This is a genomic window from Brevibacterium senegalense, assembly GCF_000285835.1.
Taxonomy (GTDB): domain Bacteria; phylum Actinomycetota; class Actinomycetes; order Actinomycetales; family Brevibacteriaceae; genus Brevibacterium; species Brevibacterium senegalense.
The window spans coordinates 98,740-120,439 of record NZ_HE978609.1 but is presented as its reverse complement, the minus strand read 5'-3'; the positions used below and the strand labels follow the sequence as shown (position 1 = coordinate 120,439).

Genomic DNA, 21,700 nt, shown 5'->3' with positions numbered 1-21,700 from the left:
TGGCCCTCGGCTGTCGCTACGGCCGGCTCGCCTATGGGGCGGGTGAAGTTCCCATCGACTATGGAGATCGGTTAACTACGATCAATCCTTCGTGGCCGTCGACTGCGCTGCGAACCTGCAGAGGGCGGCGGCGTGGGATACGCAGCAAGCAAGAAGTGTGAGAGTGGTGGGTCATAGCGTGAACACTGAACCGTCATCTGAGTCAACGATGGTTGCTAGTGGTGCTGAGCCATTCCGCGCCCGTCCGAATAAGAAGCGGACGGGGCTCAAGATCCTCGCCGTGCTCGGGATCCTGGTCCTGCTGGCGGGAGTGGCGATCGCTGGGTATGTCTTCTACTTAGGCAAGACCTTTGACGACCAGACGAAGGGGTTCGAGGGGGAGGATGTCTTCTCCGGGGAGCAGCCTGTCGCAGAAGACGGCGATCCGATCAACATTCTCTTGCTGGGTTCGGACGCTCGCGCCGAAGACGTCGATTATGCGGCGGACGAGCGCGGCAACCGTTCCGACACGATCATGGTCATGCACATCAACGGCGATCGATCTGGTGCTCAGGTCATGTCGATCCCGCGCGACATGTGGGTGCCGGTCGAGGGTCACGGCAACGCGAAGATCAATGCGGCGATGAGCTTCGGCGGCCTGTCGCTTGCTACGCAGACCATCAGCGAGTTCATCGACGCGCCGATCCATCATGTCGCCATCCTCGACTTCCAGGGCTTCCAGGCGCTCACCGACCGGGTGGGGGGAGTGGATGTCGAGTCAGAGCAGGCATTCACCAGCCGTGGTTCCACCTTTGTCGAGGGCACGAATCACCTGAATGGGAAAGACGCGCTCAACTTCGTGCGCGAGCGCTATTCCTTCGCGGATGGCGACCTGCAGCGCGCGCGCAATCAGCAGGCGTACCTCAAGGGTCTGGTCGACACGATCGTCTCCGCCGACACACTCAGCAATCCCTCCAAAGTCGCCGGCATGGTCCGAGACTTCGCGCCGTACATGACGGTCGACGACAAGCTCACGTCGTCGCGGATCGCGGGACTGGGTTACGAGATGCGCGACGTTCGGCCGGGTGAGATCCAGTTCTTCTCTGCTCCCATCGCCGGCGCTTCAACTTCTTCTGACGGCCAGGCGATCCTCAACGTCGACACCGATGCTCAGAAGCGCATCCAGGAGGCGTTCAACGACGACACGGTCGGCGAGTACGCGGAGAGCGCGGAGACGGTCCACCTCTGAGACGTGTCGCCTCTGAGGCGGACCGCCAGCAGTCCGCCTCACAGGCTCACGAGCAGCATCGTCGCCAGGAGGACGACACCGGAGGCCAACAGCGTCATCGTGGTGTAGCCCAGGATGTCGCGCATCTTGAGGCCCGCGATGGCCAGGACTGGCAGCGCCCAGAACGGCTGGATCATGTTCGTCCACTGATCGCCGTACGCCACCGCCATGATCGCGATCGACTGATCGACGCCCAGCTGTCCAGCCGCATCCATCATGATCGGCCCCTGCACGGCGAACTGTCCGCCGCCGGAGGGCACGAAGAAGTTCACCAGGCCGGCGGACAGGAACGCGAGCATGCCGAACGTCGTGGGGTTCGCGATCGACACGAATGCATCGGAGAGCACCTGGATGAGGCCGCTGGCCGTCATGATGCCCAGGATGCCCGCGTACAGCGGGAACTGCAGCAGGATCTCACCCACATTGGAAGCGGCCTTCGCCGTCAGGTGGATGATCTCGAACGGGTTGCGCACCAGCAGCAGGATGAGGGTGAGGAACGACCAGTTCACCACGTCCAGCGTCAGCGATCCGCCCTGGGCGAAGTGGACGACCAGGTACGCCGCGAGCGCCAGACCCACCACGGTGGTGAGAATGCGGGAGGCATCGATGCGGTCCGCCGGCGTCGTGACGTCCTCATCAGCCGGGTCGTACGGCTGGGAGCCCACGTCACCCGGCAGCTCGATGATCTCCTCGTCCTTCTTGGGTGCAATGAAGAGGAACATGACGCCCACGACGATGATGACCGCCAGCGCGGCGAGCATGTTCCACGTGCTGAAGATCGTCTCCGACACGGGGATGACCCGGCCGGCGGCCTCGTGCATGAACGAGCCCTCTGTCGCCGCGGTCAGCGGACCGGAGCCGGAGTACCCCATGTGCCAGATGACGTAACCGGAGTACCCGGCCGCCACGAGGAGGGGGAAGTGCACCTTCATGCCGCGGCCTCGGGCCTGGACGGCGACCTCCCGTGCCAGGAGCGCTCCGACGACCAGCCCCAGGCCCCACGTGATGAGGCTGGCCAGTGCTGCGATGACGAACACGAACGTGTAGGCGACCACCGGGGACTTCGGCACCCGGGCCAGGCCCGCCAGGAGCTTCCGCACCGGCCCCGTGTTGGCCAGCATGTGGCCTAGCAGCAGGATGAGCGCCATCTGCGTCATGAACGCCAGCAGCCCGGCCAGTCCGTCGCCCCAGCCCACCAGCACGGTGACCGGCGTCGCGTCCGTGAAGATGAAGGCCAAGACCGCGACGATGAGGGTGAGGACGATCGCGAACACGAGCGCCGAGGGCACCCAGCGCTCCAGGAAGTGATTGAGCGGACGCACGAGTCCGCGCGAGCTCTGACTCCGGCTCGATACTGGCGACTGTGACATGGGAACCCCTCAGGATCGGCGACGGTGACGACTCAGGGGCGCGGCCGCCGGCCGCGCCCCTGAGGACGAGTCTATCTGTGAGTTCCCTGAGTGCCAGTGTGCGCGTCGCGGCGCACCGCGGCAGCAGGCCGTGTCAGCGCCGTCTGCTGTTGCGCGTCAGCAGCGTGATCAGGGCCAGGATGAGGGCGAGGATTCCCACGCCGATGCAGATGTAGCCGATCATCGTGACGTCCAGGACCTCCCAGCTGTCGCGCACGGCGAATGCCAGGATCGCGCCGACCAGCAAGAGGAAGACTCCGACTCCGAAGCTCATGGTCTGCTCCTTCGTATGCGTGCAGTGATGTGCGTCATCTTCGCATGCTTCGGCCTGAGAAGGGACCTCAGACGGATCCTTACATCTGGAAACCGCCGAACAGGACGGCGGCGAGTGCCAGACCCACGACGAGGTTCACGACCGTCGCCGCAGTGAACACGGCGATCGGCTTCCAGCCGGCCTCCTTCGCGCTCTGCACCTTGAACTCCAGTCCGATCGAGACGAACGCGAGCGTGAGGGCCCACACCTGGATGTCCTTCGCGGCGTCCAGACGAGGTTCCAGCAGCTGCGGTGACATCGTCTGCCCCAGAATCGTCGCGACGATCGAGGCGGCCAGGAAGCCCAGCACGAACTTGGGGAACCGCTGCCACACCAGCTTGTACGCGGCCGGGTCCGTGATCCTCTTGGGCGTGCCCGGATCCGCCGCGTCGCCGGAGCGGAACGCGAAGAACATCGTCAGCAGCACCGCGACGACGCCCAGCAGAGCGTTCTGCGTGACCTTGACGATCGAGGCGATCTGCAACGGCTCCTCACCGGCGACCGCACCCGCGGCCGTCACCGCCGCCGTCGTGTCGATGTTGCCGCCGATCCACGCGCCCGTCACCGCCGACGACAGCCCCATGAGGTTCGCCAGCCACGGCAGCAGGAAGATCGACGGGACGGCGAAGACGATGACGAGTGTTGCGGTGAACGCCAGCTGCTCCTTCTTCGCCTGCACGGCACCGGCAGCGGCCACCGCCGCCGAGACACCGCACACCGCCAGCGCCGTCGCCAGCAGCGCGCGCAGCTTGTCGTCCACACCCAGTCGGCCTGCGAACCACCACGTGAAGAGGAACACCGCGGTGATGAGCAGGCACGCCTGCACGACGGCGGGGCCGAACGCGCGGACGAAGATCGAGAAGTCGATCGTCGCCCCCAGCAGCACGAGACCCACCTTGATGAAGAACTCCGTGCGGAAGGCCGCGGCCATGCGGTCGCGCAGGCCGGTCGCGGTCAGCAGGGCGTTGCCGGCAAAGCCCAGCACGATCGCATAGACCGGGTACTCGACCGCCTTCGCGATCCCGCCGAAGCCGGTGTCCGCGCTGACCTCGGGCACCCAATCGACGAGGAACTGCACGAGCCAGGCCAGTCCCACGACGACGACCAGCCCGCCAGCTGCCCAACCGATCGATGCGTTACGGGAGGGGGCGGATGCTGCGTTCGGTGTGGGGGCCTCAGCGGCGGTGGTGACGGCCGAGTCCGGCGCGACCGCCGTAGGTTCCGCGGACGGGACGGGAGCATGGGAGGTGGGTGCGGCCTCGGGAACGGTGTCTGCCGCAGGAAGCTTCTTAGGCGGGGTCACGGGATCATCTCCGCCGTCACGACTCCGCCCATGCACAGGCCGAAGAGGATCAGTCCGACGATGGTCGCGGTCCAGTCCTCTCCGAGGGAGAACTTGCGGTGGTCGTCCGGAGCGGGATCAGTCGGGGTGGCCGCAGTGGGCTGGGAATCCATGGTCGCCTTCCTGAGGTGAGGGCAGGAGCTGTCTGGCTTCGGTCAGCGTACTGCGCGGCAGTCAGGATGGGGCCGTGAAACCGGGTGACGGTGTCGGAGTGTTCACTGGTGCGTCACGTGCGGTATGCCGTGTGTCCGTCGTGCTCGTAGGCTGTCAGGTATGCAGCAGGAGAAGTCTGGGCGCGGGAGAGTGGCGTGGTGAGCGGGTCCGGTCTGGCGTCGTTCCTCACTCCGGATATGGAGAAGGAATTCCGGAAGGTCCGCCCGCACGTGATCGAGCGGTGGTTCGAGACACTGGAGCGGGACGGGGTCGTCGTCTTCCGCATGAGCCTCATGAAGACGGCGCTGTTCGCGGCGACCTCCTGGGCCTTCGTCGTGGGCATCGTCATGATGTTCCGGGTGACGCCCCTGGCGACCTGGAATCTGTTCGACACGGCTGGTCAGGGCGCTGTGCTCCCGTTCCTCTTCGGACTGCTGATGGCAGCCGGTCTCCTGCTCTTCGCGGTGGGCTGCGTCATGTGGACGGTCGTGTTCCCGGTGGTGCGGCCCAGGCTGGCGGTGTCGTGGTGGGGCATCCAGTCCGTGGCGTGGAAGCCCGGAGGACTGTTCACGCTGTTCGCGGCGCCGTGGCCGGCGATCATGGTGGTGCACGGGTATCACACGGCCACGCGGTGGCCGTTCCCGGACACACTGCACGTCCAGGTGAGCGCGCGCGGCCACAGTGTCGAGCGGGCGCGGCCGGTGCGGGTGCGGTCGCACGGGACTGTAGTGGACTACCAGGTCAACGGGCAGCTGCGGGGGCGGAAGCGCGAGATCCTCGCGTTCCTCCTGCGAGTGCACGCGGCGGTGCGGCCGGTGGAGTGAGCGGCGTGGGCGCGGTGGCGCGGGGCGTGCGATGCCTTCGCCGGTATGCCACCGCAGCCAAGCATGCCGGGTGTGAGTGGGAGAACAGTAGGCTGGTCGCGTGACTGATACAGCTGTGTGCCCCTGTGGCGGCTACCCGACGGGCGCTGCGTTCACCGAGTGCTGCGAGCCGGCGCTGACGATGCAGACGTGGCCGCCCACTGCCCAGCAGCTCATGCGCTCGCGCTACACCGCACACGTGCGCGGGGATGCAGACCACCTGTTCCGGACGTGGCATCCGTCGACGAGGCCGGCGGATACATCGCCCGAGCCCGGGACGGAGTGGACGGAGCTGGCCGTCGAGGCCGTCTCCCAGGGGGGACTGCAGGACGATGACGGGGTCGTCGAGTACACCGCCAGGTATCGGGACGCAGACGGTGTCGCGGATGAGCTGCACGAAGTCGCGCGGTTCACGCGGCGGGCCCGGCGCTGGATGTACGTGGGACCCGCGGAGATGCTGTGAGGGGCGAGATCCAGTGGTGGACGAAGGAGGGGCCATGCAGGAGGAATCGGTCGTTGAGCAGCGCGGAGTGCACGTCACCCGCACCGGATTCGAGACCTATCGGGTGACCACGAGGGCTGGAGCGCAACTGGAATTCGGGCGTAGCGAGGGACTGGTTGATCCCGTCGACATGCTGCTGGCGGGACTGGCTGGCTGCATGGCGGTCTCCATCGACAAGCCCCTGGTGCGTGCTGGCGAGCCCGAGTCGTTCGACATCGAGGTGATGGCGGACAAGCTCAAGGATGGGGCTGCGGCGACCAGACTGGAGAACCTGCGCCTGCAGTTCGACGTGGCGATGGGGGAGTGGACCCGGAAGCAGGATCCGGAAGCCCTGCTGGAGAAGCTGCTCCACGTCGCCCATGACACGCACTGCACCGTCTCCCGCACCATCGAGGCGGGCGCCGCGGTCGCGGTGGAGGGTCAGATCGAGGTGAGTGGGCAGAGCGAGCTGGGTGGGGTCAGTCAGCCCGATCGCTCCTGGAGGTCCTCGAGGGACAGCTGACCCTTCCGCACGGCCCAGAGGATGCGGCGCGTGCGCACCACCCGCGGCAGGGCGATGACCAGCAGGCCGCCCAGCATGTTGAACGGGATGACGATCGCGAACCACTGAGCGAAGGCGCCGATGGAGATATCCGCACCGGCCAGCATCGCCGCGAAGATGACGATTGCGTTGAGCGCCCCGTGGAGCATGCTCAGACCGATGACGAGCAGGCCGGAGACGAGGCATGTGAGGGCGGTGACGACATCATTCGTGGTCCCCTGTTGCATCCGCGTGGACAGGGTGATGGTGGCGCCGGCCAGCATGGACAGTGCGATCATCACGATCAGTGAGGACTGGTCGACGTAGCTCACCGCGTAGTCGATGATCGTCGCATGATAGTCCGGGAGGCCCAGCACGATGAGCCAGGCGAAGGCGAGCCCGCCCAGCAGGTTCGTCACCAGAGTGACCGACCACAGGCGCAGCACCTGCACCCAGGTGCCCTGCCCGGCGAACACCGCGTTCAGCGGCAGGAGGAACTCCTCCGTGAAGAGCTCCGAGTGTGCGAGCTTCAGTGCGAGGAGTCCGATGCCGAATGCCATGCCGGCAAGGATGTCCGATCCGGTGGCCTGTTTGACGAGCACCATCGCGAGGATGCCCAGACCCACATCGACGCCGCCGAAGAAGCCGGTGACGATGAGTTCGGGCCACTTGCGGTTGAGGCGCTTGGACCCCTCGACGACGGTCGTGGCCGCTTCATCGACCAGCTCCTCCTCGATATCGAACTCATCGCGGCCCAACCTCTGGCGCTGTTCCTTCTGATCCATGCCTCTGAGCCTTCCTGGTGGGTGGTCCATGTCTCATCCGCCGGGACTCTGGTCCATTCGCTGAGGCTGTCGCGGCCTTCGGTGAACTCGACGTCTGCGCTGTCGGCGGACAGCAGGCCTGCTAGTTCCACCACGGCAGGTGGTCTGAGGGCGACTCGGTCGTCGCCGCGCCGCTGCCCTCAGTGTCGATGGGTGCGATATGTCAGGTCGTCATTGGTCCGGCACGTCGAATCGCAGGATCGCGGCGATCCCGTCCTCCACGTGAGTGTCGATCAACGCGGCCTCGGCGTCGGTCCGGACGCTCGCGGCAAGTACCTGCGCCTCACGCGCGGCGCCCCGGTCGTACTCGAGCAGCAGTGTCTCAACGGCTGACATCTCCAGCGCCTTGCTGACGCGGTCGGCCCCTTCGACCGCCAGCCCGTGCGCCTTCCCGGTGCCGAACTGCTCGGCGCGCTGCTGCGCCGCAGCGGTGCTGAGCTCCTCCGCGAGTCGGTGGAGCTCGTTCGCCAGTGCCTCCTCTGCTCCATCGTCGTCCACTCCACCCGCATCGGTCTCTGCGAAGTGCTCCCGGAGTGCGGGGGACAGCTCTTTCTGCAGGGCCGTGCGGGCCTGCACTGCGCCAGCAAGGACGACGAGGTCAGGCTTCCATGCCTTCGCCACGGCGTCCATGTGGTCGGCAACCTCACGGAGGTTCTGCTTCACGACCTCGTCGGCCCTGCGCTGGATGTTCTTGTGTGACAGCGCTCCCTTGCGCGGCTTGTGCACGCTCTCGGGGTCCTCGGACGTGTCGCCCACATGGTCTTCTGCCTGAGTCGTGGTGGCCGTCGACTGTGTGACGACCACCTGTCGCACGACGGCTCCGTGCCGGTCCGCGATCGCGACGAGGAGACGAACGGAGCGCGCCCGTTCGCGAACGAGGGCACCGAGTTCCGGCTCACGGCCCAGATGGGCTGCGTCCCCCGAACCCAGTGCGGCGTCCCACGTCTCGTCGAGGACCACGCTCGTGGCGTCGGCCACCAGGACGCGTCCGCTCGACTGGACCTCGCCGGGTTCCTCGGCGAGCACCGCCGCGTCGAGCGAGGCCAGGACACCGTCGGCGGCTCCATCCTCACTGAGGCGGCGACGGAGCTCTTCCCAGCGGAGCCGCACCTGCTGCGGAGAGTCTTCTGCAGGAGAGCGTCCCTCCAGATAGACCGTGATGAACGGTTCCTGCCCGTTGTAGACCCGCCGGATCTCGTTCAACTGCATACGTCGATCTCCTGTTCCAGGCTGCCGCCTTACATGCTCGTGAGTCATCGGTCGACAGCCCTCGTGGCGTTCGTATACACGCTAAACACGGTGAAAGTGCCGGGGTCAACACCGCTCTCTGCAAGAATGGCGATGCTGAGTGCGCGTCGGACCGTGCAGGCTGGCGCTGACCCGTACAGAAAGGACCGCTCCATGATCCTCATCAACGTGAAATTCCCCGTGAAGCCCGAGTACGCGGACCGCTGGCCGGAGATCGCCAGCGAGTTCACCGAGGCCACGCTGGCCGAGCCCGGCAACAAGTGGTTCGAGTGGTCCCGCAGCGTGAAGGATCCCAACACCTACGTGCTCGTCGAGGCTTTCACGGACGAGGGTGCTGAACCGCACGTGAACTCCGCGCACTTCAAGAAGACGCAGGAGGAGTTCCCGCAGTACCTCCAGGCGACACCGCAGATCATCTCGCACCAGATCGACAGCGACGGCTGGGGCCCCATGGGTGAGATCACCGTCGACTGAGACTCTTGTCCTCCTGGGTCTGATGTGACCTGCTGAGATCGCGCCGGGCGGGGTGCGGAGGGAGACCTCCGCACCCCGCCCGCGTCTGTCAGGCCTTCGCCTTCTTCGCCTTCGCGGCGGCCTTCATGGCTTTCTTCGTCTCGCGCACTCGCTGCAGCGACTCGTCATCGACGACGTCTGCGATGGAGCGGAATGCATCCTCCGGGCCATATTCGCCGGCGGCGTCCCGCCAGCCTTCGGCAGTGAGGCCGAACTGCTTGCCCAGCAGTGCCAGGAAGATCTTCGCCTTCTGATCGCCGAATCCGGGCAGGGCCTTGAGCCGCCGCAGGATCTGCGCGCCGGTGGGCTGGGAGCCGTCCTTGTCCGGGGTCGTCCAGACGGCCTCGGCGGAGCCGTCGTAGTCGTCGACCAGTGTCTGCGCCAGCGCCTGCACGCGGGTGGCCATCGACCCGGGGAAGCGGTGGACCGCCGGCTGCTCGCGGAACGCCTCGAGGAAGGTGTCCGGATCCAGCGCGGCGACGGCGGCGGGGGAGAAGTCCTCCAGCCGATCGACCAGCTTCTGGGGTCCGGCGAACGCGGACTCCATCGTCACCTGCTGATCGAGCAGCATGCCCACGAGCAGGGCGAAGCGGTCGTGGGTCAGCAGCTCATCGGCGCGGGGATCTGTGGACAGGAAGACGGTAGCCATGCCTCGATTGTGCCGTATCAGCGACCAACCTCAGCGGTCGTAGACCTCTCGTCGGTGACCGAGTGTCACGACCACGATGAGCAGTTTGCTGTCCTGGACGGTGTAGATGATGCGGTAGTCGCCGACTCGGATGCGCAGGCCGTCTCTGCCACGCAGGGCCTTCGCGCCCGGCGGGCGGGGATCAGCGGCCAGCAGTGCGATCGCGCCCCGAATGCGGGGCTGATCCTGTCGGCCGATCTTCTTCAGCGCGCGCAGGGCTGCTGGCCGCAACTCGATCTCGTAGGTCATGGTCCGGTCGCGCTCGCGGTTCACCAGCCGAGGTCGGCTTTGACCTGCTCCCAGGGGATGTTCTCCCCTTCCTCGGCCATCGCGTCGTCGAACGCGGCGATGTCCTCGATCTCTTCAGCCGCGCGCAGGAGCCGGTCATACTCGCTCGGTGAGATCACGACCGCCTGCGCTTCGCCCCGGCGCTCGACGATGACCGCCTCGTGCTGGGCGGTTTCGATGACGTGGGCGAAGCTCTTGCGTGCCTCGGAGGCGGTGATGCTGCTCATGAATCGATTGTACATTTCGGCCGCTTAGTTGTACATGTGGGCGACGGCCGGCTTGTTCCTCATCACGCGACGGGTGGAGAAATCCACGCGTCGGCAGGTACGCGCTGGTCACAGGTTTCGGCGGCAAGGTGCAAGCGGCCACGCGTCCGCGCACCGGCACGGTCTGAAATCGGAAGCGACTGCCTCGCTTGGCGAAGTCATTGTCGAGCCGGGTGATCGTCGTATATACATCGTCCTGCCAGGCCATTCCTGGTAGCGTTTCGACCGATATCAGCGATCGAAAGGGGCTGCAATGGCGAAACAATTCGTAGAAGTGCTCACCTCTGATTTCTCCGGTGCGCAGTCGGACGAAGTGGATACCGTTCAGTTCGCGCTGGATGGGCGTGCGTACGAGATCGAACTCACCCCTGACGAGCACACGCAGCTGCAAGAGGCGCTGAAGGTCTACATCGCGAAAAGTCGGAAGGCTTCTGCGGCGGCACCGGCAGCGGGCGCGAAGAAGAGCGGAGGCGGTGCTCAGCGGAAGAAAGAGCTGGCCGCGATGCGGAAGTTCCTGGACCTCCGTGGCTATGACGTTCCGAAGCGCGGGCGGATCAAAGCCGAATGGGAGCAGGAATGGGTCAACGCCGGGAAGCCGGGGCTGGACTGATCGATTAGCCCATCACTGGTCGATAGCCCGCGTTGTTCTGAGGGGCGACGCGGGCCTTCTTCCTGCCTGCATGCGATGCATGGGACGCTGCTCGAATCCACGTCCGAAGTCGTAAACCGAATAGTCAGGGAGCTGCGGTGCGGTCTGCGGAAGAAGGTTGCCGTAATCTGGGTCGCCTCAATGAATCGCGGACTGCTCAGCAGCTGGTCGTAAAGCTCTTCGCGTGGGGGGTTGAATCACTGACACGCGCATCATCGTGCGCGCGGGCAATACGGTGACGGGGCGATTGACGCAGTGGTGGTGGGGTCCGGAGGCGACGCTGACAGCTCGATTCCTGCATCGCAGGCATCGCAGAGAGTTGAGTGCGTCCGGAGAGTCGTCGGTGGTGGTCAGCCTGTCGCGGAGGTGAGTGCCATCGACTCTGAGCGGAGAAGTGGTACCATAATGCAGTACAAGTAGTCGTCTCGAATGGAGGTCTCGACGATGTCCATCTCAGCAAGCGAAGCCCGCAAGACTCTCTTTCCGTTGATTGAGCGCGTCAACGCCGATCGTGACGCTGTCGAGATCGTCTCCCGTAAGGGCAATGCGGTCTTGATGCCTGCTGACGAGTATGCGGCGTGGCAGGAGACTGCTTATCTGTTCCGTTCACCGGCGAACGCCCGCCGGTTGCTCGACGCTTACGAGCGGGCGCGAGCGGGCACGGTTGAACAGCATGAACTCGATCGCGACGACTAGTGCGTCTCGTCTGGGACCAGTCCGCCTGGGAGGACTACAAGCATTGGCAGACTGCTGACCGTCGCATCCTGAAGCGCATCAACACGCTGATCGATGGCTGTCTGCGTGAACCGTTCGAAGGAATCGGGAAGCCCGAGCAGTTGAAGTACGGTGCGCAGGGTGCGTGGTCGCGACGCATCACCGACGAGCACCGGCTCGTCTATCTCGTCGATGGAGACGACCTCATTGTTCTTCAGGCTCGGTACCACTACTGAGGCTCGCATTTCACAAGCGACTTGCTGACCCGACGCTCGAGAACTGATCACGCGAGGGCTGCGCGGAGGCGGCGGGCGGCGGCTTCCGGGTCGTCGGCCTGGGTGATCGCCCGGACGACGACGATCCGCTGGGCGCCGGCGTCCAGCACTTGGCGCAGGCGCTGTTCGTCGATCCCGCCGATCGCGAACCACGGCTTCGCGGGGTCCTCGGTGGTGACGCGGTCTGCATCGTTGTTCTCCGCATGTGCGACGTCTTCGACGAGCCTCAGGCCGGTGGCCTTGCGGCCCGGCTTCGTGGGGGTCTCCCAGATCGGCCCGGTGCAGAAGTAGTCGACGTCCGGCTCGAGGCGTGCCTCCTGGGCTTGCTCGACCGTGTGCGTTGACCTGCCGATGACGACCTCGTCGCCCAGCAGACTGCGCGCCTGCGCAGGGGTGAGATCCTGCTGGCCCACATGGAAGACATCCGCGCCCGTGAGGGAGGCGACATCCGCGCGGTCGTTGACCGCGAAGAGCTTCCCGTGCGTGCGAGCCGCACGAGCGAGGATCTCCAGCGCCGCGAGCTCATCTGCGGTGCCGATCGACTTGTCGCGCAACTGGATGATGTCGACGCCGCCGGCGTACGCGGCGTGGAGGAAGCTCTCCAGATCCGCGGCGCCGGTGCGGGCATCCGTGCACAGGTAGAGGCGAGCAGTGGCGATGCGCGCGGCCCTGGCCTGCGCGCCCTCCCCAGCGGGGGCGTCTGTATGATGGCTCACGATCTACGAGTGTAGTCACGACGATGCACGCACTCGTGGGGATCGCGAACTCTGCGGGAGCCCTACGGGGCTGAGAGGGCCCCAGTGCCGACCGTCGAACCTGATGCGGGTCATGCCGCCGAAGGGAAGGATGAGAGCACTGGAACTGTCGCACCCGGATGCACACGACTGCGATGTCGCCATCGTCGGAGCAGGGGTCATCGGCCTCTCGACGGCCTGGCGCCTGCCCAAGCGCGGACTGAGCATCACGATCATCGACCCGGACCCGGGTGGCGCGGCCTCACGCGCCGCCGCCGGGATGATCGCCCCGGCCAGCGAGGTCCGCTACCAGCAGCACGCTCTGTACCCGCTCATGCGCGAGGCCGCGGCCGCCTACCCGGACTTCGTCGCCGGGGTCGAGGCGGCCTCGGGCCACGACCTGGGCTACCGCCGGACGGAGACACTCGTCTGTGCCAGTAGCGCGGCGGACCGTCAGGAACTCGTCGAGCTTCGCGAGCACCAGATCGCTCACGGCATGGACGTCGACGCGCTCACAGTCCGGGAGGCGCGTGCCCTGGAGCCGGGCCTCTCGCCCCGGCTGGCGGGAGCGTTCCGCGCCATGGGCGACCATCAGATCGATCCGCGCCGGCTGGTGGCCGGGCTGCTCGCGGCCCTGGCTGCGTCGGAGCATCGCGAGCACGTGCGTGTTGTCCGGCAGACCGCGGTCCGGCTGTTGACGGAGTCGGGTGGCGGTGTCGAGCTGGCGGATGGTTCGCGTGTCACAGCCGGTCACATGATCCTCGCGACCGGGCTGGCGGCCGACCTGCTGGCCGATCGTCCGGAGTCTCCCGCTGCAGCGCTGCGGCCCGTGCACGGGGACATCCTCCGGGCCCGGCTGCCGGAGGGCTCCGCACCTCTCATCGAGCGCACGATCCGCGGTGTCGTCAATGGGCAGCCCGTCTACCTGGTGCCCCGGTCTGACGGCGAGATCGTCATCGGGGCGACCTCGCGCGAGGACGACTTGACGGGCGTCAGTGCGGGCGGCGTGTACCGGCTGCTGCGCGATGCTCAGGCGCTCGTGCCGGCAGTGTGCGACCTCGAGCTCGTCGAGGTGATGGCCCGCGCCCGGCCGGGCACGCCCGATGATGTGCCGCTGCTGGGACGACTGCGTGAGGGAGATGGGGCCGAGGTGCCCGGGCTCATCCTCGCCACCGGTGGCTTCCGGCACGGAGTGCTCCTTGCTCCCTTGCTCTCTGCCGCTGCCGCGGCGCTCGTGACGGGGGACGCGACAGGGATGTGGGATACACCTGGGGCTGACCTCGCCGGAGTGCTGCGCGCCACTGACCCGTACCGCTTCACGACGACAGGCTGACCCATGGACACCACACAGGAAGGACCCCCCCCGTGCCCACTCTGACTGTCAACGGTGCCACGCATCCGCTTGCGGACGGCACCTCGCTCCTCGACCTCGTCGCCGCGACGATCGACCGGCCGCTCACAGCGGACGGAACGCCGGAGGACGGCGGCCGACTGGGAGTTGCCGTCGCCCTCGACTCCGCGGTCGTGCCGCGCAGCCGCTGGCAGGACACACGGCTGGCCGAGGGCCAGACCGTCGAGATCATCACCGCGATGCAGGGAGGCTGACGATGGCGACATCCACGACCGGAGCAAGCACAGGGGAGACCGCGACCACGCAGGCCGCTGCGGCCTCGGCGGATCCGCTCGTGATCGACGGAGTCGAGCTCACCTCGCGCCTCATTACCGGCACCGGTGGGATCACCTCGCTGAGCGTCCTCGAGGAGGCGCTGCTGGCCTCGGGCACGGAACTGACGACCGTAGCGATGCGGCGCTACTCGAAGCAGGCCGGCGACTCGCTCTTCCGACTGCTCGAGCGCAACGGCATACGCATCCTGCCCAACACCGCCGGGTGCTACACAGCGCGCGACGCGCTGCTGACCGCCGAGCTGGGTCGTGAGGCCCTGCAGACCAACTGGGTCAAGCTCGAGGTCATCGCGGACGAGGACACGCTCCTGCCCGACGCCGTCGAACTCATCGACGCGACCGAGCGCCTGGTCGATCAGGGCTTCTCCGTCTTCGCCTACACCACCGACGACCCCGTCGTCGCGGCCCGGCTCGAGGATGCAGGCGCGGCCGCGGTCATGCCTCTGGGTGCGCCGATCGGCACGGGGCTGGGCATCCTCAACCCGCACAACATCGAGCTCATCTGCGCCCGCGCGCAGGTGCCGATCATCCTCGACGCGGGGATCGGGACGGCCTCGGACGCCGCGATCGCCATGGAGCTGGGCTGCGACGCCGTCCTCCTGGCCAGCGCCGTGACCCGTGCGCAGGATCCGGTCACAATGGCGCGGGCGATGCGAGCCGCAGTCCAGGCGGGACGGCTGGCCGCGCAGGCCGGACGGATCCCCGCCCGCAGGCACGCCCTGGCCTCGTCGCCCACAGCTGGACTCATCGATCCTGTTGACGGCGGGGACATCCCGCGCGGCGACTGGCCGCAGGTGGGACAGCAGTGAGTGTGGACGCACAGGCCTCGAGCGGGATCCCACCTCTTGTCGAGCCGGGGCCGGAACTCACGGTCGAGGAGATCGAGCGCTACTCCCGCCACCTCACGCTCGCGCAGGTGGGAGAGACCGGGCAGCGCAGGCTGACGAACGCCCGCGTCCTCGTCATCGGTGCCGGTGGGCTGGGAGCGCCCGTCCTCCACTACCTCGCAGCCGCCGGGGTGGGGACGATCGGGATCGTCGACGACGACCGCGTGAGTGTCTCCAACCTGCAGCGTCAGGTCCTCCACGGGGTCGAGGACGTGGGCGACCTGAAGACGGAATCGGCTGCTCGGGCGCTCGTCCGCCTCAACCCGCTCGTCGCCGTCCAGCAGCACCCGGTGCGGCTGAACGCCCAGAACGCCCGGGACATCGTCGCGGGCTACGACCTCGTCCTGGACGGAGCGGACAACTTCGGAACCCGGTACCTCGTCTCCGACGCGTGCGCGCTGGCCGGCATCCCGTGCGTCTGGGGATCGATCCTGCGGTTCGAGGGCCGTGTGAGCGTCTTCTGGTCCGGTCGCGGCCCCACGTACCGCGACCTCCACCCGGAGCCACCACCCGCTGGCGAAGTGCCCAGCTGCGCCGAGGGCGGCGTGCTGGGCATGCTGCCGGGAACCATCGGGTCCATCATGGCCGCCGAGGCCGTCAAGCTCGTCACCGGGATCGGTGAGCCGCTGCTGGGCCGGCTGCTGCTCCACGACGCGCTGGCGATGACATGGCGGGAGCTGCGCGTGGTCGCGGATCCGGCGGCGCCGCCTGTCACCGAGGTCTCCGATGGTGTCACGCGTGCGGACGGGCCTGGTGTGTGCGAGCGGGGTTCCGGCGCGGCGGCGCAGTCGGGAGCGGGACCGGACGCGGCAGGGGCGATGGTTGAGGCACGCGAGCTGGCAGAGATGCTCGATCGTCGCGCCGCAGGCAGTGCGGAGTTCGCCCTCGTCGACGTGCGTGAGGAGTGGGAGCGTCGCCTCGTGAGCATCCCCGGCGCGATTCCCGTCGCCCTCGATGCGCTGCTGGACCGGGGGATCGAGGCGCTGCCGGCCGAGGCCCGTGGAGTGCCGGTCGTCCTGCACTGCAAGTCGGGCGGCCGGTCGGGGCGGGCGCTCACGCGGCTTCAGCCGGACTTCGCGAACCGAGAGGAGACGGTGCGGCACCTGGACGGAGGTGTCCTCGCGTGGGTGCGCGACGTCGCACCGCACCTGCCGGAGTACTGAGGCCAGCGGAGCCCTGAGCTTTGGCAGGGTGCGCCGGGCCGGTCTGCGCGCCGAGTCCTGGCGGCGCACGACTGTCAGTAGTCTGGCGGAATGCACACGGACTCAGCCATCGACAGGTTCTGGCAGGAGTGTGCTGGCGGGCACCAAGAGGGCCACGGCCTCGTCGATGTGGGACTGCGAGCACGTTGGCGAAGCCATCCCGGTACCAGGCGAACTCAGCATCATCCTGGATGGGCGGGACACGCCGCGGGCCCTGATCGAGACGATGACCGTCGACGTCGTTCCCTTCGACGAGGTCACAGCGGACCATGCCCGTGCGGAGGGCGAAGGCGACAGGACGCTAGCTGCCTGGCGCGACATTCACGAGCGCTTCTGGCGTGATCACTCGGAGGACCCACGCGGCTTCGATCCTCAGATGCCGGTCGTCTGCGAGACCTTCCGCGTGCTGTACTCGGCGTGCCGAGGCGGTCCAGTTTCACTGCCGCGAACGCCGCGGCAGATTGCCGACTGAAATGTCGGCAGATTGCCGACTGTTGCCTTGGCAGATTGTCGAGTCAACCCTCGGCAGATTGCTGACTGATGGTATCGTCGTATCATGATCGATCAGATTGATCGCAGGCTCCTGCCCGCTATTCGGCAGCGCATCACTGAAACTTCGGTACTGCTTCTGGAGGGGCCCCGGAGCGTGGGGAAGTCGACCTTGCTGACCGAGGTCGCGGCAGCCACCCCGCACGCGCGCGTGTTCGACTTCGACGATGACGCAGTCCTCGAGCTGTCGCGGCACAGTCCCTCGCTCATCACCGATGAGCAATTGCCCGTCTTCCTCGACGAGTATCAGCGGATGCCCTCCATCCTGCAGTCGATCAAGACTCGGTTGAACTCGGAGGCGCGGGCAGGAATGTTCGTACTCGCTGGATCTGCGAGTTATGACTCGTTGCCCTCCGGTACGCAAGCGCTGACCGGACGGATCCAAAGACTGCCCGTGCTGCCATTGAGCCAGACCGAGATCGACGGCACTGGGAACAGGTTCATCGAGCGGGCATTCGACGGCGACATCGCCCATACGGCCGATGCGGCTGCAGCGAACCGATTGGAGTACATCGACCGCATCTCTCGCGGGGGCATGCCACTGGCGCTCGCCCAGTCCGGAGATGCTGCGCGCGGCCGCTGGTTCGCTGGGCACGTGAGTCAATCTCTGCGGCGCGATGCGGGTCAGTTACGAAGGCTCGAGCGTTCTGCAGCGCTGCCGAAGCTGCTGACCGCTATGGCCGGGCAGACGGCTGGGGTTCTGAACATCTCGAAGGTGAGCGCGACGTTGGAGATCTCTCGAAGCACCGTGTCGTCCTACCTGGAGCTGCTGGAAGCGCTGTTCCTCATCAGCTCTCTCCCTGCGTGGGGGACGACCGTCTCATCACGAAGTGTTGCGGCACCGAAGATACACGTCGTGGACTCGGGAATCGGTGCACACCTGTTGCGGCTGAGCAGGCCCAAGCTCGAACGAGGCGACCCCTCAGCGCTGACTGAGTTCGGCCACCTCGCAGAGTCCTTCGTCGTGCAGGAGATCATCCGCCAGACAACCTGGATGGATGACGTCATCACTGCGGGACACTGGCGCACCCGGGACGATGACGAGGTCGATCTCGTGCTCGAGCGCCAGGATGGCGCGGTGCTGGGAATTGAGGTCAAAGCGGGCGACCATATCGATTCGAAACAACTGTCCGGCTTGCGCAAGCTTCGGGACCGTCTGGGCGCCGCGTTTGTCGGAGGCATCGCCTTTCACCTCGGCAGCAGAGGGTATCCGGTGGAGGACCGGATCCACAGTCTCCCGGTCGAGCGGCTGTGGGTATGAAGCTGCGTCACCGCATGACGAGGCCGCCGTCGACGAACAGGCACGCGCCGGTCACGAAGCCCAGCCAGTCGGAGGCGAACGCGAGCACGGCACCGGCGACGTCCTCGGGCTCCGCCAGCCTGCGCAGCGGGGTGGCCGCCTCGAGCGAGTCCCGCAGGTGGTCATCCGTCCCACTCGCTGCGCCGGTCGACGGCACCAGGCCGGGTGCCACGCAGTTGACCGTCACGCCCAGTGGCCCCAGTTCCGCGCTCATCGCCCGCGACCAGCCCAACAGTGCAGATTTCGCCGTCACGTAGTCCGGGTACGGAACGCCCGGTCGCTCGATGAGGTCGGAAAGCACGGACACGATGCGCCCGCGCCCGTGCCCCGTGAGGTCAGGCAGCGCGGCCTGCGTGACCGCGTGCGCGGCACCCACCGCCGCGTTCACCTGCGCGGTGTAGTCCTCGACACTCAGATTCCACGCGGCACGCCGTCCCCGGGGATCGAACTGGAATCCGGCCAGCGCATTGTGGACCACGATGTCGATGGGCCCCAGCTGCTCTCGGGTCTCTTCGACCAGTCGCCTCGCCGCGGCCGGATCCGTCACGTCCGCAGCGATCACGATCCCGCGACCGCTTGCCGCCTCGACATCCGCGACGACCTGCTGGGCGGACTCCGTGTCGCGCAGGCAGTTGATCGCGACATCCGCTCCGTGCTGCGCCAGCCCGCGCGCGATCGCCGCCCCGATCCCGCGGCCCGAGCCGGTCACGAGCGCCGTCCGCCCCTCCAGCATCCGACTGGTCCCCAGCATTCTGTCTCCTGTCTGTCTCATGCGCCGGACCGGTCGTCCGGGTCGTAGAGGTCGAGCTCCGCATCGACAGACGGCTCGAGGTCCGTCCACGTCACGAGGTCGCCCAGGCCCGGCCGCCCGTCGTGGTGCCAGCCGGCCGCCGGTGCTCCCATCCGTCCCAGCGCGGCCACCCGGTCCACGCCCGCCGCCGAGAGCACCTCTGCGAACTCCTCCGCCCTGGCGGGTGCGCAGGCCAGGCCTGCCGACTGCACGATGCGTGTCACCCCAGCCAGGCTGCGACCGATCGCTGACGGTTCGGTCACAGGGATCAGGCGCACGAAACGTCCCAGCGGGGACGCCTGGAACGGTGAGTTGACAGTCTCGACCGAGACAGCCCAGGGAGAGTCGTCGCCGGCAGTGAACAGCGACTGTGCTTCGTCGTCCCATGTGGAGAACTCCGCGTCCTCGCGCGCACTCGTCCACGCAGCGGCCTCCTCGAGCGTGAGCGGTGCGCGCGGATTCCGGCGTTCGATCGCAGCGAGCTCCGTCGCGACAGCCGCGGCGAACACGTCGACGGGGACGCCCGTGTCCGATGCAGTCGTCTCGATGTACGCGACGTGTGGGGAGAGGCAGGCCTGCTGGTCGTAGTGGGCGATGTCCCGGGCCAGCCTGCGGGCGGTCTCCGTGTAGCGGTCGGTGCGCAGGGCCTCGGCGGCGAGGACCGCGACGCTCACGGTCGCGCCGTGCTCGATGAGCCGCACGCGTGCGGGCACGCGAGTGCGCAGGTCCGCGAGTGCAGCCCGCGAACCCGTGGCGACGACGGCATCCGATCCCGCGAACGCGGCGGTCTCGATCGCGTCGTCCCCACCGGGCCAGGGCAGGATGGCGAGGCAGGAGGCGAGGTCGGCATCGATCTCGGCGAGGGACCGGGTGAAGAGCGAGGCGAACAGCGGCTCGCCGGAGGCGGGCTTGCCCAATGATGCGGACTTCACGAGCAGCCCGCAGATCAGATCCCAGGCGGGCAGCCCGGGAACATTGCCGGCAAACACCTGAGTGAGGACGGCGGGGCCCCGGGCCCGGCGGCGGCCACCGGCAGGGGAGGGGCGGAACCCGTCGAGGACGCCCGGGTCCGGGAAGTCCTGCGCCAGGAACCGCAGCAGCCGATCGCGGCGGAACGTCGTGAGGTAGTCGCGCAGGGTGCGGCGCACATGCAGGGGCGCGTACCCGGTGAGGCGGGGGAGCGCGTCCTCCGCCGTGCGCCGCAGGGAGAAGTCCGGGTTCGCCCACAGTGCCTGGACGCGCCCCAGCGCGTCGACGATGTCGAGCACAGAACGGTCAGCCAGGTGAGTTTGCTGGGCATCTCGCAGTCGCTCGGTGAGAGTGGTGACGAGCGCCGGGGTGGGTTCCGGCGCCTGCAGCGCGACGCCTCCGCGCGTGGATGTCGTCCACGTGAGGGCACTGTGCTCCGCGTCTGTGAGCTGCGGGAGGAAGGAGACGTCGAGGGTCATGGGCGGGAGGGCGGAACGGCCGGGGTGCGATTGGCGCTGAGGACCTCGTCCAGTGCCAGCGAACACCCGCGGGCCTCTGCCCCTGCGGCTCGGCCGCGCAGGACCACGTCCGCAGTTCCCAGTCCTGGTGAGGTGTGGGCGCGGGCTGTCGGATCGGAGCCGGCCGCCCAGCCGATGTCGTCGGACAGGACGGCCAGGCAGGAGCTCGCGTTTGCCAGGTCCAGGTGGAGCAGAAGGCCCGGCTCACCATGGGGGACTGGGGTGCGGGTGAGCGGATCGACGACGACCAGGCGCGCCCAGTGGGGGACGACCTTCGCGCGCTCGTCCGGGACAGCGCCCAGGGGAGTGCGGTCGTAGTACTGGGTGCTGATCTCCGTCATGCCGTAGTAGTTCGCGCAGTGATCCTCCGGCACACCTAGCCGCACACGGAACGCCTGGCGCAGGTCTTCGGCCGTCACCTCGCGGGACTTCCCCTTGAACCCGCCGGTGTCGAGGACTCGGGAGCCGGCGGGCAGACGGAACGTCCGGTCGACGTCGGCCATCGCGTCGAGGAGGTGGACGAAGGAGAACGACGTGCCCAGGACGGCCAGCGGCTTGCCGGAATGCTCCGCCTGCGCGAAAGCGTTCAGAGCCGTGTCGACGTCGAGCCCGTCGTCGCTCACGAGGTGGAGGCTGTCGGGAGTGCCCCGGTGCTCGACGAGCGTGGAGAAGAAGTGCGCGATCGACGAGTGCGGTGCCTGCTCCCGCGGTGCGTTGAGGACGAGGATGCGCATTCGGTCGCACTGTGGGAGTGCGCCATCTGGCGCGACATAGCCCGTGGGCGCGCCACTCGTGGAGTCGTCGCCCAAGGGGCTGGACTGCTCTGGCAGGAACCGGTCGCGGAAGGAGCGCAGGAGAGAGGCGTCGTAGAGCGCCAGGTGCCGGTGGTGATTGCGGCCTCGGCTGGCGGGGTCGGTGCTGCCGGAGGTCATGAAGACGGCGGCGGCATCCTTCTCTGGGACGGTCGTGAGAGTGAGGCGCTTGAACGCGGTCAGTGGCACAGCGGGGATCTCACTCCAGTGCCGCAGGCGGTCGGGTGTGGCCTTCCGGCTGCGGCAATACCGCTGATACGCGGGGTTGGCCTCGAACTGATGGGCGAAGAGCCGCAGTGCCAGCGCGTCGAACGTGGCGGGATCGGGGTCCTCGGACTGGATGAACGCGAGGATGTCCGCATCCAGCGCGGACAGTGCGGCGGAGTCGTGGCTCGTGGGGTGCGATGCGGTCGTCATCGTGG

Annotated in this window: 27 protein-coding genes and 1 riboswitch; of the genes, 14 read left to right on the top strand and 13 right to left on the bottom strand. The window is 67.4% G+C overall.

Annotated features, from left to right (window positions below):
• Positions 1-178 precede the first annotated feature (178 nt).
• Positions 179-1,228: an LCP family protein gene (locus HGBR_RS14600; RefSeq protein WP_245533358.1), complete on the top strand. Its 1,050-nt coding sequence runs from the start codon at positions 179-181 to the stop codon at positions 1,226-1,228.
• A gap of 38 nt (positions 1,229-1,266) precedes the next feature.
• Here HGBR_RS14600 and HGBR_RS14595 read toward each other — a convergent pair whose 3' ends face one another.
• The 4 genes from HGBR_RS14595 to HGBR_RS20405 form a co-directional block, all read right to left on the bottom strand.
• Positions 1,267-2,637 carry a short-chain fatty acid transporter gene (locus HGBR_RS14595; RefSeq protein ID WP_026077628.1) on the bottom strand — a complete coding sequence of 457 codons (1,371 nt, stop codon included), beginning with the start codon at positions 2,635-2,637 and terminating at the stop codon, positions 1,267-1,269.
• Positions 2,638-2,770: 133 nt separating this feature from the next.
• Positions 2,771-2,950: a DUF6458 family protein gene (locus HGBR_RS14590; protein WP_019160088.1), complete on the bottom strand. Its 180-nt coding sequence runs from the start codon at positions 2,948-2,950 to the stop codon at positions 2,771-2,773.
• Between the two features lie 79 nt (positions 2,951-3,029).
• A complete protein-coding gene (locus tag HGBR_RS18305; protein ID WP_245533357.1) occupies positions 3,030-4,292 on the bottom strand; it encodes a YeiH family protein in 1,263 nt (420 codons plus the stop codon).
• On the bottom strand, positions 4,289-4,444 hold the full coding sequence (locus HGBR_RS20405) for a hypothetical protein (protein ID WP_019160086.1): 156 nt from the start codon (positions 4,442-4,444) through the stop codon (positions 4,289-4,291). The genes HGBR_RS18305 and HGBR_RS20405 overlap by 4 nt, the downstream gene beginning before the upstream one ends.
• A 237-nt stretch (positions 4,445-4,681) precedes the next feature.
• Between HGBR_RS20405 and HGBR_RS14575 the strand changes: the two genes are divergently transcribed.
• From HGBR_RS14575 to HGBR_RS18300, 3 genes are all read left to right on the top strand, one after another.
• Entirely contained in the window at positions 4,682-5,308 is a 627-nt protein-coding gene (locus HGBR_RS14575; RefSeq protein WP_147522536.1) for a hypothetical protein, read from the top strand.
• Between the two features lie 100 nt (positions 5,309-5,408).
• A complete protein-coding gene (locus HGBR_RS14570) occupies positions 5,409-5,810 on the top strand; it encodes a YchJ family protein (RefSeq protein WP_040365183.1) in 402 nt (133 codons plus the stop codon).
• 34 nt (positions 5,811-5,844) lie between these two features.
• Positions 5,845-6,351 carry an OsmC family protein gene (locus tag HGBR_RS18300; protein ID WP_019160083.1) on the top strand — a complete coding sequence of 169 codons (507 nt, stop codon included), beginning with the start codon at positions 5,845-5,847 and terminating at the stop codon, positions 6,349-6,351.
• Here HGBR_RS18300 and HGBR_RS14560 read toward each other — a convergent pair.
• Positions 6,312-7,154 carry a formate/nitrite transporter family protein gene (locus tag HGBR_RS14560; RefSeq protein ID WP_019160082.1) on the bottom strand — a complete coding sequence of 281 codons (843 nt, stop codon included), beginning with the start codon at positions 7,152-7,154 and terminating at the stop codon, positions 6,312-6,314. The genes HGBR_RS18300 and HGBR_RS14560 overlap by 40 nt on opposite strands.
• 210 nt (positions 7,155-7,364) lie before the next feature.
• Positions 7,365-8,402, bottom strand: coding sequence for a baeRF2 domain-containing protein (locus tag HGBR_RS14555; RefSeq protein ID WP_019160081.1), 1,038 nt, complete (start codon positions 8,400-8,402; stop codon positions 7,365-7,367).
• Between the two features lie 192 nt (positions 8,403-8,594).
• Between HGBR_RS14555 and HGBR_RS14550 the strand changes: the two genes are divergently transcribed.
• Positions 8,595-8,915, top strand: coding sequence for a putative quinol monooxygenase (locus HGBR_RS14550; RefSeq protein WP_019160080.1), 321 nt, complete (start codon positions 8,595-8,597; stop codon positions 8,913-8,915).
• A gap of 88 nt (positions 8,916-9,003) precedes the next feature.
• Here the strand turns inward: HGBR_RS14550 and HGBR_RS14545 are convergent, their stop codons facing one another.
• The 3 genes from HGBR_RS14545 to HGBR_RS14535 are packed head-to-tail and all read right to left on the bottom strand — an operon-like array spanning position 9,004 to position 10,157.
• Positions 9,004-9,603 (bottom strand): HhH-GPD-type base excision DNA repair protein, encoded by a 600-nt coding sequence (locus HGBR_RS14545; RefSeq protein ID WP_019160079.1) that lies wholly within the window; start codon positions 9,601-9,603, stop codon positions 9,004-9,006.
• A gap of 30 nt (positions 9,604-9,633) precedes the next feature.
• A complete protein-coding gene (locus HGBR_RS14540; protein WP_026077627.1) occupies positions 9,634-9,891 on the bottom strand; it encodes a type II toxin-antitoxin system RelE family toxin in 258 nt (85 codons plus the stop codon).
• A gap of 20 nt (positions 9,892-9,911) precedes the next feature.
• Complete coding sequence (locus HGBR_RS14535) at positions 9,912-10,157, bottom strand: type II toxin-antitoxin system Phd/YefM family antitoxin (protein WP_019160077.1); 246 nt, start codon at positions 10,155-10,157, stop codon at positions 9,912-9,914.
• Between the two features lie 292 nt (positions 10,158-10,449).
• Here HGBR_RS14535 and HGBR_RS18295 point away from each other — a divergent pair, with 292 nt between their 5' ends.
• The 3 genes from HGBR_RS18295 to HGBR_RS14520 all read left to right on the top strand — a co-directional run bounded on the left by HGBR_RS18295 (position 10,450) and on the right by HGBR_RS14520 (position 11,795).
• Positions 10,450-10,806 carry an Lsr2 dimerization domain-containing protein gene (locus HGBR_RS18295; protein ID WP_083882916.1) on the top strand — a complete coding sequence of 119 codons (357 nt, stop codon included), beginning with the start codon at positions 10,450-10,452 and terminating at the stop codon, positions 10,804-10,806.
• A 483-nt stretch (positions 10,807-11,289) separates the two neighbouring features.
• Entirely contained in the window at positions 11,290-11,541 is a 252-nt protein-coding gene (locus HGBR_RS14525) for a type II toxin-antitoxin system Phd/YefM family antitoxin (protein ID WP_026077626.1), read from the top strand.
• Positions 11,541-11,795 (top strand): Txe/YoeB family addiction module toxin, encoded by a 255-nt coding sequence (locus HGBR_RS14520; RefSeq protein WP_019160074.1) that lies wholly within the window; start codon positions 11,541-11,543, stop codon positions 11,793-11,795. Before HGBR_RS14525 ends, HGBR_RS14520 begins: the two co-directional genes overlap by 1 nt.
• A gap of 47 nt (positions 11,796-11,842) precedes the next feature.
• Here HGBR_RS14520 and thiE read toward each other — a convergent pair whose 3' ends face one another.
• Positions 11,843-12,550, bottom strand: coding sequence for a thiamine phosphate synthase (thiE, locus tag HGBR_RS14515; RefSeq protein WP_019160073.1), 708 nt, complete (start codon positions 12,548-12,550; stop codon positions 11,843-11,845).
• A gap of 43 nt (positions 12,551-12,593) precedes the next feature.
• Positions 12,594-12,694: riboswitch (TPP riboswitch) on the top strand.
• Here thiE and thiO point away from each other — a divergent pair.
• The 6 genes from thiO to HGBR_RS14485 all read left to right on the top strand — a co-directional run bounded on the left by thiO (position 12,681) and on the right by HGBR_RS14485 (position 18,150).
• Entirely contained in the window at positions 12,681-13,901 is a 1,221-nt protein-coding gene (gene thiO / locus HGBR_RS18290; protein ID WP_019160072.1) for a glycine oxidase ThiO, read from the top strand. (Overlaps the previous riboswitch by 14 nt.)
• Before the next feature lie 32 nt (positions 13,902-13,933).
• Positions 13,934-14,173, top strand: coding sequence for a sulfur carrier protein ThiS (thiS, locus tag HGBR_RS14505; RefSeq protein WP_019160071.1), 240 nt, complete (start codon positions 13,934-13,936; stop codon positions 14,171-14,173).
• A 2-nt stretch (positions 14,174-14,175) separates the two neighbouring features.
• Positions 14,176-15,060: a thiazole synthase gene (locus tag HGBR_RS14500; protein WP_019160070.1), complete on the top strand. Its 885-nt coding sequence runs from the start codon at positions 14,176-14,178 to the stop codon at positions 15,058-15,060.
• Positions 15,057-16,301, top strand: a complete 1,245-nt coding sequence (gene moeB, locus HGBR_RS14495) for a molybdopterin-synthase adenylyltransferase MoeB (RefSeq protein ID WP_019160069.1) — start codon at positions 15,057-15,059, stop codon at positions 16,299-16,301. The genes HGBR_RS14500 and moeB overlap by 4 nt, the downstream gene beginning before the upstream one ends.
• Positions 16,302-16,431: 130 nt before the next feature.
• Positions 16,432-16,812 (top strand): ASCH domain-containing protein, encoded by a 381-nt coding sequence (locus HGBR_RS18285; RefSeq protein ID WP_019160068.1) that lies wholly within the window; start codon positions 16,432-16,434, stop codon positions 16,810-16,812.
• An 84-nt stretch (positions 16,813-16,896) separates the two neighbouring features.
• Positions 16,897-18,150 carry an ATP-binding protein gene (locus HGBR_RS14485; protein WP_019160067.1) on the top strand — a complete coding sequence of 418 codons (1,254 nt, stop codon included), beginning with the start codon at positions 16,897-16,899 and terminating at the stop codon, positions 18,148-18,150.
• Between the two features lie 7 nt (positions 18,151-18,157).
• On the opposite strand, the gene HGBR_RS14480 is transcribed toward HGBR_RS14485, so the two are convergent.
• Genes HGBR_RS14480 through HGBR_RS18275 form a run of 3 tightly spaced genes read right to left on the bottom strand, consistent with a single transcriptional unit; the run spans position 18,158 to position 21,695 of the window.
• Positions 18,158-18,940 (bottom strand): SDR family oxidoreductase, encoded by a 783-nt coding sequence (locus HGBR_RS14480; RefSeq protein WP_019160066.1) that lies wholly within the window; start codon positions 18,938-18,940, stop codon positions 18,158-18,160.
• A gap of 17 nt (positions 18,941-18,957) precedes the next feature.
• Complete coding sequence (locus HGBR_RS18280) at positions 18,958-20,427, bottom strand: acyl-CoA reductase (RefSeq protein ID WP_019160065.1); 1,470 nt, start codon at positions 20,425-20,427, stop codon at positions 18,958-18,960.
• Positions 20,424-21,695, bottom strand: a complete 1,272-nt coding sequence (locus HGBR_RS18275; RefSeq protein WP_019160064.1) for a LuxE/PaaK family acyltransferase — start codon at positions 21,693-21,695, stop codon at positions 20,424-20,426. The genes HGBR_RS18280 and HGBR_RS18275 overlap by 4 nt, the downstream gene beginning before the upstream one ends.
• Between the last annotated feature and the right edge of the window lie 5 nt (positions 21,696-21,700).